Here is a 12,426-nt window from a genome sequence, read left to right as displayed (position 1 = left end):
TGGCCGGCGGACGGCTCGGTGACAGGCGCAGCCGCGCGATCTCGGCGTTGCCGAATGGAGGAGAACCTCATGAACCGTGCACATTCGTCGGAGCTCTCGATGCAGCGAGGCTCGCTGGCCAGGCCCACGAGCGGTGAGCCGCGCCGCGCGGCGAGGAGCGAGCTACTCGACGGAGCGGCGCGCGCGCATCGGAGCGAGGCTCGTCGTGCGGGGTATCTTCGTTGGTCGGCTTGCGCGCTCCTCGGGGGGAGCGCGCTGCTCGGCGGGTGCGTCGCCGGGGAGGCCGGCGGCGACGAGCTGAGCGACGACTCCGTGATGGCGCTCGACGGCGATCTGACGGCCGAGCTCGGGTACTCCGTGGACTGGGGCAGCTTCTACTGCGCCACGGTCACGGTGTCGAACGCGGGGGCGAGCCCGGTCGCGAGGTGGACCGTCGTCGCCGACATCGGGAGAGCGAGGGTGAGCAGGCCCCGGGGTGCTCAGATCGCGACGAGCGGCACGCAGCTGACGGCGACGCCGCTCGACGGCAGCGCGCAGCTCGCGCCTGGGGGCTCGGTCGAGTTCAGCTTCTGCGGGAGCGGCACCGCGCGCCCGAGGATCACGTCCGTGACCGGAGAGGGCGTATCGACCGGCACGGGCGGCAGCGGCGGCAGCGGCGGCAGCGGTGGTGCCGGCGGCAGCGGCGGCAGCGGTGGCGCCGGCGGCAGCGGTGGTGCCGGCGGCAGCGGCGGCACGGGCGGCAGCGGCGGCACGGGCGGAACGGGCGGCAGCGGCGGCAGCGGCGGTGGGACCGGCAGCCCGTCGGGGACCGCGCCGAGCGCGCTGCCCACCGCGCGGGAGGCTTGCCCGACGATCGCCACGGGGACTCTGTCGTTCCTCGGCCGCGAGGTGCGCGTGTGGGCCGGCGCGCGGTCTGCCACGCCGGCGCCGGTGGTCATCTACTGGCATGCCACCGGCTCCAGCCCGCAGGAGGCGCTGACCGGCCTCGGGCAGACGGCCATCAACGAGATCACGAGCCGCGGCGGCGTCGTGTTCGCGCCGAACGCCTACGACGGCCGCGGCGGGCAGGACGGCACCCGCACCACGGGCAACAACGTCTGGTACGTGGGCGACTTCAACACGACCGACGAGGCGCTCGCGTGCGCCATCCAGCAGCGCAACATCGACACGAGCCGCATTCACGCGCTCGGGTTCAGCGCGGGCGGCCTGCAGACCTCGTGGATGGCCTACGCGCGCTCGAGCTACGTCGCGAGCGTCGTGTCGTACTCTGGCGGCAAGACGAGCTTCGGCTGGCCGGGTCTCCAGGACACCAGCAACCCGCCCGCGGTCATGGCGGTCCACGGCGCGGCGGGCTCCGACGTCGTCGGGATCGACTTCGCGCAGACCAGCGCGGCCCTCGAGAGCGACATCGAGGCGAAGGGCGGCTTCGCGATCGACTGCAACAGCGGCGGCGGGCACCGCATCCCGTCAGGCATCGCCGCGTCGAGCTGGCAGTTCCTGAAGGACCACCCGTACAAGCTCCGCCCGGAGCCCTACGCGGCGGGCATCCCGTCGAGCTTCCCGACGTATTGCACGATCCCGTGAGCCTCGGCTGGGCGGCGGGGGCCGCTGCCTCGGCGTCGACCGCAGGGCATCAGCGGCCCTGACATCACGGGGTCTGGGCCCACGATCTCGAACGCCGGCGTCCTCCTCACCAGTACAGTATCTTCGCCACGTTCAATGTCGCCAGCGACACCGGCCCAGAGGCCGACACCACCTGCCAGGACCAGCTCGCCGTGGTCCGGCGGTCGCGGCGCACGGGCGGCGGCCTGAGCGGCGGCTGAACGGACCCGTGGGTTGGTTCCTGACATGACGTGACGCACCGTCAACGCTTTGGCCGCGCCCTCCCCGCGGCGCGGCCTGGCACACCGCCCCGAAGCGGCTCCACATCCCGACCCGATCGGAGGTATACGCCTGCGGCATATGCCTTCGACGTCCCTCGCAGATCGCCTGAGCGGCGTGGAGCGGCTCTGTCTGCCCGTCTGGGTCTTCGACCTCGAGCGAGGACGCATGGCCTGGGGAAACCGCGCCGCGCTCGAGATCTGGCGCTCGCCGAGCCTCGAGGAGTTCCTCTCGCGCGACTACTCGGACATGTCCCCGGCGACCCGCACCCGCAACGAGGGCGTCCTCCGCGCGGTCAGCCAGGACCGAAGCGCGTACGTCGAGCACGGCTTCACCTTCTATCCCCGAGGAGAGCCGCTGCATCTCCGCTGCGTCATGTCCGCCGTCGAGCTCGACGACGGCCGCCTGGCCCTGCTCATCGAGGGCCACGTGCGGACCGAGCCGCAGGACCCGAGGGTGCTCCGGAGCCACGAGGCCCTGCGGCACGTCTCGGCGATGGTCGTGCTCCTCGACCCGGCCGGCGCCGTGCTCGTGATGAACCCGGCGGCGCTGCGCGCGTTCGGCGAGTCGAGCGCGTTCGCGGACTGGTTCGAGGACCCGGGCGCGGCGGCGCGCATCCTGCGGGTGGCGGAGACGAACGGGGTCCTCGACGAGGAGCTCGCGGCGCGGACGAGCCAAGGGACGCGCTGGCACGCCGTGGAGGCGCGACGGACGAGTGATCCGGCGACCGGCAAGCACGCGGTCGTGGTGCATCAGGTGGACGTGACGGAGCGGCGGGAGCGCGAGGCGCTGATCGAGGCGCAGCAGCACGAGATCCTGGAGCTCTCGGCGCCGCTGCTCGACGTGGCCGAGGGGGTCCTGGCCGTGCCGATCGTCGCGGCCTTGACCGAGGCGCGGTGCGCCGAGCTCGAGGGGAGGCTGCTCGCCGGCGTGGTGGAGCGAGGCGCGCAGGTGGTGATCTTCGACGTGACGGGCGCGACGGCGGCAGGAAGCTCCGGGCTCTCGCAGCTCCTGCGGCTCGTCAGCGCCGTGCGGCTGCTCGGCGCGCGGGCGGTGGTGACGGGGGTGAGGGCGGCGATAGCGACCGAGCTCGTCCAGACCGGCGCAGAGCTCGCGAGTGTACCGATGATGCGTTCCCTCAAGGACGCGCTCGCGGCGGCGCGGGCGCGGGCGCGGCAGCGGCCTGCGCGGCGCTGAAAACGGTCCACCGGTCAGGGCGCGGAAGGTAACACCTCCGGGGCGTCGCCCGATCAGCGCGGCCGCCGCAGCGCCCCCCTCGTGACCGGCTTTTGATCCGCTTCGACAGCGGCCGCAGCCGGCTCCGTCCTAGGCGACGTCGGGCCGTGTCATCAGCGGCGAGCGCAGGTGCAGCTCCAGGTCGGCGGTGGTCAGGGGCAACGTGACCCAGGTGGCCGTCGCGGTCCCCGCGTCGGCGTCGACCGCCACCCGGACCCGGTGCGGGCTGGTGATGACGTGGAGCTCGGCGACGAACGTCCTGCCCTGCCAGGCGCCAGACGCGACGACGGGCCGGCCGAGCGGCGAGCTCTCCCGCCAGGCACCGTGGCCCACCTCGAGGTCGAGGAGCGACCCGAGCCGCAGGAGCCACCCGGCGTCGGTCGGATCGACGACCACCGTGGTTCCGTCGGGAAGCGCCGAGCTCGCGGCGGAGGCGTCGAGCCTCGCCGTGACGGAACGCTGCGGGCCGGCCGAACCCCGTACCTGCGCGAGGGACAGCCCTCCCAGCCGGTCGGCGAGGAGCTCGTCATCGTGCGAGCCGTCCGGATGGCCGACGCCGGGGAGCAGGCACTCCCATACGGCGTCGAGCACGTCCTGAGCGTGCTGGACCTCCTGCTGGGCGCCGGTCACGGCGACGACCAGGTCGTGCGACGGGACGACCACGCAGTGCTGGCCGAATGCGCCCTTGCCGTGATAGCCGTGGCGCGACATCCAGAACTGGTAGCCGTAGCCGCAGAGAAAGTCGGGGCCGTCGTCTCCCTCCGCCTGGTGCCGGCCGTCGATCTGCCGGCTGGTCGCGAGCTCCACCCACGCGCGTGGGACGAGCTGCTGCCCGTTCCAGAGACCGCCGCGCAGCAGCAGCTCGCCGAAGGCGGCGACGGCTTCGGTCCGCAGGTGCAGACCGTGGAACCCGAAGGCGGCGCCGCTCGCGACGCGGTCCCACTCGGCGTCCTCGATTCCCATCGGCTTGAAGAGGCGCTCGTCGAGCAGCTCCGGGAGCCCGACGCCGGTGACCCGCTCCACCATCCGGGCCAGGATGTACGTGGTGCAGTTATCGTAGGTGTGCCGCGTTCCCTCGGGCGCGTCGAACGGCACGCGCAAGAAGCCCTTCACGAGGTCGTGGGGTTCCAGCCCCCAGGCCTCGGCGAGGCTGTCCGTGTCGTGTCCGGCCGTCATGGACAGCAGGTGGTGAACGGTGATGCGGCGCCCCTGCTCGGAGACATCGGAGGGGACGTGGTCGGGCAGGACGTCCACCACCCGGTCGCAGAGGGCGAGCAGCCCGTCGGCCATCGCGAGCCCCACGGCGATCGACGTGAACGACTTGGTCAGCGAGTAGAGAAGGTGCGGGCGCGCGGCCGAGTACGGCGCCCACCACCCTTCGGCGACGACGTGCCCGCAGTGCACGACCATGACGGAGTGGCACTCGACGGAACGGTCCTCGAGGCGGTCCAGCATCGCGGCGATCGAACGGGACGATACGCTCGATGCGGCCGGGGTCGAACGCGGCAGCAGCGTACGCTGAGACGACATCCCGACACCGTAGCCGCAGTGGGCGCCATGGTGGAGGATTTGTTGAACGCCTTCACCACCGGGCCTGGAGCGCCGCGGGGTCGAGTCAGGTAACCAGCGGTTTTCTTCTCGCGCGCGACGTTGATCAGCATGGCGATGAAGCCCTTGTCGCCAGCGCCGTGCACCGTCGGAGCCAGCCGGATGACACTGCCACGCACTCCACGCTTCGCAGCGTCGACCACGAGACGTTCGGCCTGCAACCGGACCGCGAGCGGCGAGCTCGCCGGCGACTCGTCCGTCTCGAGCGCGACCCTGCCGGGCCTCGAAACCACCAGCGTGCCGTTCGTGCCGACGAACGCCTTGTTCGTGCCCGCCATCGCATCGAGCATCGCGCTGATCGCGTCGCGATCGATCTGGTAAATCCTCGGGAAGTCCGAGAAATCTATGTGAAACGCCAGATGGATGGTCGCATCGGTCGCGCGGACGCCCTCGACGAGGCATTTCGGGTCCCTGATGTCGCCGCGATAAACCTCCACGCCCTGCGCCTTCAACTTGTCGGCGCCCGCATCGCTGTGTGCCATGCCGAGGACGCTGTGGCCGGCCTCGCGCAGCTCCTTCGATCTCGGCAAAGCCCGCTGGCGCTGGCGAGCGGCAAGGCTCCGGCAGCGCGTAGCGCCCCTGCTTCCAGAGCGTTCGGGCGATCCCGACGGAAACCGCGTACCCGGTCGAACGCGGAATATGCGTAGGTTCCGTATTCTTGACGGGTCTTGCTCCGCCGATCCTCCTACCGTGGCCAGCCGTGGGCCTTACGACCGCGAGGCGGGGGCGCTACGATGAGCTCAGCCTGTATGCCGGTCCATGCGATCCGAATCGAAGAGCGCCTCTGGTCGAGCGCGTCGCCGCTCCGGAGGCACGAGTGGCGCACCATCACGACCGATATCGTCTCCGGCGAGCCGCCCTGGCCCTCGCGCGATCCCTGCACCCTCATCGCGGGCTGCGATGACAGGCACCTCCACTTCGTCTTCACCGGAAGCTCCCGCTCGGCTGACGCCCTCGCCCTCCCGCGAGCGGACATCGCACCGCTCGTGGGCGAGTACATCGGCCTCATCAAGAAGCTCTCCGGGGGCGACCTCCACTCCGCCCAGATCGAGGCCCTCGATACGGCCAAGCGCGTCGTCCACGACGTCGGCGCAAGGCGGATCGGCGCCCTCCTCCCCGACCTGAGCCCGAGCTTCGAGACGCGCCGCCGCTTCTTCACGCTCGTCGTCTCGCTCACCGTCGACACGACGCGGCTCGTCTCGCTTCCGGCGCATCCGCAGGATTCAAGGCACGTGCGGTAGCGGGCGTCGGCAAGTCGGGCGTGCGTTCCCGCGGAGTTCGTGCAAGTGTCGCTCCGATGCAGATCCGCTCCTTTTCTCCTCATTCATCCGTGAACATACTTTGCGTCTCGATGCTCCTCGCCATCCCTCTCGCCGCCGGCTGCGGCGATGACGGCGGCGGCGGGGGCGGCGGTGGCGGGACGAGCTCGACCGGCGGCACGGGCGGGGAGGGCGGGGGCGGGACGAGCTCGAGCGCCTCGACGACGGGCGGGAACGCGGGCGGCGGTGGAGGCATGGAGTGCGGCCCCGACGTGGACGCGCCCGAGGAGGTGCTCGCCGGCGATACCGATCCAGAGGCCGGGATGTTCACGCTGGACGAGGCCCTGGCCGATCTCCCGGAGGGCCCGGGGCCGCTGCGCGCGATCATCGAGACCGACAAGGGCGCGCTCACCTGCGAGCTCTTCCCGGACGAGGCCCCGAACGCGGTCGCCAACTTCGTCGGGCTCGCGCGCGGGCGCCGGCCCTGGCTGGACCCGGCGACCGGCAGCTGGGTGAAGCGGCGCTTCTACGACGGGCTGACCTTCCATCGCGTGATTCCGGAGTTCATGGCGCAGGGCGGCGATCCGCTCGCCACCGGCGAGGGCTGGCCAGGGTACGAGTTCGCCGACGAGATCTCCGCGCGGAAGCATCGCGCGGGGACGCTCGCTTATGCCAATGCCGGGGCGGACACCAACGGGAGCCAGTTCTACGTCACGGAGGTGGTGACGGACTGGCTGGACGGCGCATACACGATCTTCGGCCAGTGCGCGCCAGTCGAGGTGGTCACCGAGCTGACGCATGTCGAGACCGATGCGAACGACAAGCCGGTCGTGGCGCTGGGCCTGAACAAGGTGACGATCACCCGCTGCGCGCCGTGAAAGGCGCGCGCGCGAAACGTCACGCCGAGCTTGTGCGCCCACGGCGCGGCCCATGCGGGTAGGCGCTCCGTCGCCCGCCGCCTGCACCAGTCGAGCAGCGACAGGAAGCTCTCGCGAACTCAGCAGCAATTACACACAAACTCGCGAGCTCAGCAGCAATTGGCTGCATGACAACCGCCGTCATCGTGTCATCTTGCCACAACCGTGCGCGGGCGCGCACCCTTTCCTGGAAAATTGCAGTGTGGCTTTCCAGGGGTGAGGAGGAACGAGTGGTGAGAGTTCGAGCTTGCATGACGGGTCTTCTCCTCGCCGCCGGCTGCACCGGCGAGCTCGGCGGAACGGCACTCGAGGGAACGACGCCCGACGGAACGACGCCCGACGGAGCGACGCTCGACGGCACGACGACGGACAGCCCCGCGGCACCCCCGCCGCCCGCCGCCATTCCCCCGGTCCAGATCGCATGCACCCACGTCGGGAGCGGCAAGGACTACCAGGTCGGCCCCGGCAAGGAGTTCGCGACGATCGGCGATGTGCCGCTCGAGTCGCTCGTCGCCGGCGATACCGTGCGCATCTTCTGGCGCGCCGAAGGGTACCACGAGAAAATGATGCTCGGAGGGCAGGGGACCGCAGAGCAGCCGATCCGGGTCTGCGGCGTCCCGGGGCCGGGCGGCGAGCTGCCGGTGATCGACGGCGAGGGCGCCACCACCCGACCCGAGCTCGACTTTCCCTTTGACGGCCACCAGGTCAGGGGGCTCGTCATCGTCGGCCACAAGCACGACGACTCGTACGAGCTCCAGCCCAGCCACATCACGATCGAAGGGCTCGAGATCAAGAACGCGTCGACCCCCTTCCGCTTCACCGACAAGGCAGGGTCGGCGGCGTCCTACGCGAGCAACGCGGCCGGCATCTTCGTGGAGCGCGGCCACCACGTGACGATCCGCGGCTGCGAGGTGCACGAGAACGAAAACGGCCTCTTCATCGGCACGGGCGGCGGGGAGATCCTGGTCGAGGACGTGCTCATCGAGTCGAACTACATCCACGACAACGGCGGCCTGACGGACGATAACGAGCACAACGTCTACAACGAGGCGTCCAACGTCGTTTACCAGTTCAACCGCTTCGGCCCCACGCGCGGCGGCAACGGCAACAACATCAAGGAGCGCTCGGCCGGCGTCGTGATCCGCTACAACTGGATCGAGGACGGCGCCCACCTGATCGACCTCGTGGACGCGCAGGAGGCGACCGACAACATCGAGACCTCGTCGTTCCACGAGACCTTCGTCTACGGCAACATGCTGCTCCGCACCGGCTATGGCCCCTCCATGATCCACTATGGCGGGGACAGCGGTCAGACCGAGTACTACCGGAAGGGCACGCTCCACTTCTTCTCCAACACCGTCTTCGTCAAGAACGAGGGGTACCGGGACTACGAGCGCTCCGCGGTGTTCGAGGCGTCGACCAACGACGAGCGGATCAATGCCCGGAACAACGTGTTCGCCAGCAGCCAGGGGCCGACCGACATCCGCGCGGTCACCTTCCTCGGGGACCGTGGCAACGTGGCCGCCGGGATCCTCACCCTCGCCGGGAACTGGGTCACGCAGGGGTGGACGGCGTTCGATCCGGTCCCGGGCGTCAAGGTGCTCGGGAAGGTGGACGGATTCGACGGCTCGATCTTCGGCGTCGACCTGCCGTTCGCGTCGGTGCAAGACAACGACTTCATCCCGGCCGCGAGCGCGCCGCTCGTCGGCGCCGGCGCCGCGCTCGACGGTCTTCCGGCGGTGGAGCACCAGTATGTGCTGCACCAGCAGGCCAACGCGCGCAGCGACGGCCCGAAGCTCACCATCGGCGCGTTCGGGCCGTAGCCAGAGCCCGCTGGCAGCGTTGCGCTCGGCGGTGTGCGTGACGGGGTAGAGCCGGTCCACCGCCCACCGCTGCGAGCGGCGCGCGCTCCCCCTTCCGGTGCGGGAGGAACACGTCGGTGAGCGCGGGGGACAGCGCGCTCGACCCGTCGATCTGCACGAAGCCGAGCGAGCTCGGACGCTCCTCGCCCTCGGACCGCGAGGCCTCCGCGCCCGTTGCGCTAGAATCTGCGCAACCTCCTCGGATTTGCGCAACGTGCGCAGACCCGGGTCGGAGCGCGGGAGCTCCCTGGCGGCCGCCCGGGGTCGGAATGCTGCGCACGCGACGCGGGATCCTCCTCGATGGATCCCGGGGCACAGCGCCTGCAATGCGACCCGACAGCGCGCGAAGGCGCTCGAGGTCACCGCCGACCTCAGCGCACGTGGCGCTCGACCATCGCAGCTCGCCGGCGGAGCAGGGAAGCCCAGCTCCGCCTGATCATCCACCCTTTTCGAAGAGAGACGAACCATGAAGATCACCCACTGCGTTCTCGTTTCGATGGCTGTCTCCCTGGTCGCCTGCGGCCCTCAAGAAGAGGTCGTGGAAGGCGCTGCGGCGCCCATCACGCTCTCTGCGACCACCCTGACCGGGGAGCCCTTCGTCGTCGAATTCCACGAGGAGCACCGCGGTTTGCAGGAGAACAGCTGGCGCGCCGTGGCGCGCGGCGAGACGTACCACGTCGAGAGCGCCACGATGAACGACGGCGGCTCGCTCGAGGTCCGCGACGGGGCGGACCGCTGGCTGAACCTCACCTGGACCGACGACGGCCACATGTCGCTCACGCGGTTCGATGGCCTGACGTCCTACACGAACTCGGGGCAGCTGGTCGCCCCTGAGGCGGTTGTGTCGGAGCAAGCGGTGATGCTCGCCCTGATCGAGCCGAGCATGATGGAGAAGCTCCTGGGCGAGAGGAGCGCTGCCACCGCCGAGGACGACACGCTGGGTGAATCTCAGCAGGCCCTCTGGAGAATCGGTGTCATCTCGGTGTGTCCGGGCGCGGCTTGCAGCGAGGGCAGCTACACCTGCTGCTGCAAGGTGGGTGACCGCTGCGTCACGGGGAACAACGGGTGCTGGTGCGAGCCCGCCACGCGGACCCAGGGCTAGCTCCGCGCGGCGGAGATCCCGCTGCGGATCGCCGAGGCGCGGAGCGAGCACCTCGCCCGCACGGGATGGCGAAGGCCGGGCGGGCGCAGCACCGCCCGAGGTCGCGCGCCATCTCCTGGTCCACGGGGCGAATCGACAGGCCGGTCTTGCCGCCCCGGCACGCCGCGCGCAGTCACCGCGGGCGACTGCCCTCCGAGCGCCAGCCCGGCCGGCGAGCGTCGCTCGCGCGGCTCGCTCCGCTCCGAGGAGCGACCAGGAACGAGGCTCCCCGGCCGCCACGGCCGGCCATCCGACCAGTTTCTCTGGAATTGTACAGCGAGCTTGAAGCCGGCCGGGAGGCTGGAGGCAGAGGCAAGGCAGGAAACCGACGCCGGGCTCGATTGTGATAGCAGCGAGATGGCGGATCGCGTGCTTTCGTCGTGGTGCCTCGCGGCGGACGGGACCCTCGGCCGGAGGTCGGGGTGAACCTCGCCGCGCGGCCTCATCTCGTCGCCCAGGCCCGGGCGGAGGAGCTGCTCCCGCCTGGCGGCGATGGCGGTCGGGGCGAGTCGCTGCCCGACGACGACGACGTCGCCGCGCCGCCGTCGCCCTGCCCACCGGCGATCGCGCCCAGCGCTGCCGGCGCGGCGGCGCTGGACATCGAGGCGCTCTACCGCCGCCACCATCGCTTCGTGTTCCGCCTCGCCCTCCGTTATGGCCGCGGCAACGTGGCCTGGGCCGAGGACGTGACCCAGGACGTGTTCCTCGATCTGATGAAGGCGCTCGCGACGTTGACCGAGCGCGACGGCCTCGAAGGGTGGCTGTACCGGGCGACCTCGAACCGCTGCTTGAACCGCCTGCGGCGGGATCGCTTCCTCGCGCTCCCCGTGATCCGCTGGGTGCTCGGGCAGGCCAAGGCCGAGCCCCGCCCGCTCGACGAGGTGACCATCGCGCGCGACGACCTGCGCCGCGCGCTCGAGGCGGTCGGCAAGCTGCCCCCGAAAGAGCAGGTCGCGTTCTCGATGTTCTACCTCGACGGCAAGGATCAGGAGAGCGGCGATGCCCCCGGGGCCGCGGAGCAGGGCGCGACGTCCTCGATCGACGAGGCGCCGCCCTGGCCTGAGGCGGGGTCGTGCTGGGGCGGGGAGCTGGGCGACGGCTCCGTCTGCATCGACAGCTCCGTGCTCAAGGATCGGGCGCACCAGACGTGCGTGAGCAGCGGCGCCGAGCTCGCGGCGTTCGATTACGAGCGGAACGACCCGCGACTTTGTCCCCCAGGTCAACGACCCGCGTTGCGCCGACGGGGAGATGACCAAGGGGAAATTCGCCTGCTGCGCCGTGCCTCTCCCGGTCCACTAGCCGCCCGAGGTGCTGCGGCGGCGAGCGCCCTCGACGAGCAGCGCTCGCCGCCGCGGGCTGGGTGCCGGTGCTGCGTGAGACTGGGCCTGCCCGCGCGAAGCCGCCGCGAAGCGGCGCAGGAGTCCGGCCATCCCTGGCCGGCCTTCTGGCGGGCGGGACTACCGTGCCGGCAGCGTGAGCACCTGAATGCGCTTCCCCTCGGCGAACGCCACGGCGAACACCTTCTGAGCCTGCTGGGAAGCGCCGGCGAGCGCCGCCGCGTCCACGTGGAAGTGCGCCGCGTCGGCGCCTTGAGGGAGCGTGTTGACGTTCACCGAGGCCCAGCCGAACGAGCGGTCACGGTGGCCGAACGCGAGGACCGTCAGGAAATACGGCCTCTCGTGGTCCTTGAGCCGCGCCGGGTCGGGCACCCAGGCGCCCTCGACCCCTCGCGAAGGCGCCGTCGGATCGGCGCGCAGGATCACCGCCTGCGGATCCGGCGCGATCGCAGGGGCAGCTCCGAACCGCACGAGATCGGCGGGCCGCCGCCCGGACACCGAGGTCGCGACGCGCTGCGGGTCCTCCGCCAGCTGGAGCACGTCCACCGGGCTCAGCACGTGATCCAGCCACAGGAACACATGATAGGTCGCGGCGTGGGGGGGCAGGCCGAGCTGCGCCGCCAGATCCACGTTGAACGAGCCGCCCTGCGCCCTCCCTCCCCCGGAGGGCGGCGCTCCCTCGGGGACCATGACGACGACCGGAGGGGACTTCTCCTGGAGCAGCTGCGTGCTGAAGATCGCTCCCCTCGCGGTGTCCACCGCGACGACACGGATGGGCCGGGGGAGCTGCCCCCCGTAATAGTCGAGGAGCGGCGGCGTCACGCGGTACGCGCCGGCGAGGACCACGGTCGGCCCCAGCCGGCCTCGACCCGGCACGAGCGCGAACCCGAGCTCGTCGCCGGTCTCGCTCAGCGCTGGCGTCTGGGGCAGCTTCTTGAACCAGATGGGGCTCGGGGCGTCGATCGGTTCGGCCATCGTCTCCTCGCGTCTCTGCAGGGGCTCTCCGGGGAGCTCGGTCTTGGGCTGCTGCTGCGCCTCCACGGGCGCCGAGCGGGGCTTCGTCTTCGCTGTTCCATCACACGTCATCGCCGCGGCGCCCGCGAGCACCAGCGCGGCGTACCCGATCCTCCGTCGTTTTCCGGGGAGCCCGCGAGCTCCGGGGCCCCCTGCCTGACCGGCCGCCAT

At 71.0% G+C, this 12,426-nt stretch carries 9 protein-coding genes and 1 pseudogene; 7 read left to right on the top strand and 3 right to left on the bottom strand.

The genetic code is table 11. From position 1 onward, the window contains the following. The first annotated feature begins 69 nt into the window (after positions 1–69). The gene (locus WMF43_RS43625) at positions 70–1,584 is read left to right on the top strand and encodes a cellulose binding domain-containing protein (RefSeq protein ID WP_437674157.1); all 1,515 of its coding nucleotides are present in this window, start codon (positions 70–72) and stop codon (positions 1,582–1,584) included. 378 nt (positions 1,585–1,962) lie between these two features. Next, positions 1,963–3,078 carry an STAS domain-containing protein gene (locus WMF43_RS43620; RefSeq protein ID WP_437674155.1) on the top strand — a complete coding sequence of 372 codons (1,116 nt, stop codon included), beginning with the start codon at positions 1,963–1,965 and terminating at the stop codon, positions 3,076–3,078. A gap of 129 nt (positions 3,079–3,207) precedes the next feature. Here WMF43_RS43620 and WMF43_RS43615 read toward each other — a convergent pair whose 3' ends face one another. Both WMF43_RS43615 and WMF43_RS43610 read right to left on the bottom strand, forming a co-directional pair. Further along, positions 3,208–4,527, bottom strand: a complete 1,320-nt coding sequence (locus WMF43_RS43615; protein WP_437684207.1) for a serine hydrolase domain-containing protein — start codon at positions 4,525–4,527, stop codon at positions 3,208–3,210. Then, entirely contained in the window at positions 4,443–5,207 is a 765-nt protein-coding gene (locus WMF43_RS43610) for a hypothetical protein (protein ID WP_437674153.1), read from the bottom strand. Before WMF43_RS43610 ends, WMF43_RS43615 begins: the two co-directional genes overlap by 85 nt. Positions 5,208–5,474: 267 nt before the next feature. Here WMF43_RS43610 and WMF43_RS43605 point away from each other — a divergent pair, with 267 nt between their 5' ends. The 5 genes and pseudogenes from WMF43_RS43605 to WMF43_RS43585 form a co-directional block, all read left to right on the top strand. Then, a complete protein-coding gene (locus WMF43_RS43605) occupies positions 5,475–5,966 on the top strand; it encodes a UPF0262 family protein (protein ID WP_437674151.1) in 492 nt (163 codons plus the stop codon). A gap of 110 nt (positions 5,967–6,076) precedes the next feature. Next, a complete protein-coding gene (locus WMF43_RS43600) occupies positions 6,077–6,862 on the top strand; it encodes a peptidylprolyl isomerase (protein ID WP_437674150.1) in 786 nt (261 codons plus the stop codon). 290 nt (positions 6,863–7,152) lie between these two features. Next, a complete protein-coding gene (locus WMF43_RS43595) occupies positions 7,153–8,724 on the top strand; it encodes a right-handed parallel beta-helix repeat-containing protein (protein ID WP_437674148.1) in 1,572 nt (523 codons plus the stop codon). A gap of 505 nt (positions 8,725–9,229) precedes the next feature. Beyond that, positions 9,230–9,865, top strand: coding sequence for a hypothetical protein (locus WMF43_RS43590; protein WP_437674147.1), 636 nt, complete (start codon positions 9,230–9,232; stop codon positions 9,863–9,865). A 419-nt stretch (positions 9,866–10,284) separates the two neighbouring features. Beyond that, positions 10,285–10,884 (top strand): annotated as a pseudogene (locus tag WMF43_RS43585) (RNA polymerase sigma factor); the annotation flags it as partial. Positions 10,885–11,361: 477 nt separating this feature from the next. Here the strand turns inward: WMF43_RS43585 and WMF43_RS43580 are convergent. Further along, positions 11,362–12,216, bottom strand: a complete 855-nt coding sequence (locus WMF43_RS43580; protein ID WP_437684275.1) for a hypothetical protein — start codon at positions 12,214–12,216, stop codon at positions 11,362–11,364. Positions 12,217–12,426: the final 210 nt, after the last annotated feature.

The sequence above is a fragment of the Sorangium sp. So ce131 genome (assembly GCF_051519095.1).
Lineage (GTDB): Bacteria > Myxococcota_A > Polyangia > Polyangiales > Polyangiaceae > Sorangium.
This window is presented reverse-complemented; position numbering and strand designations above follow the sequence as displayed.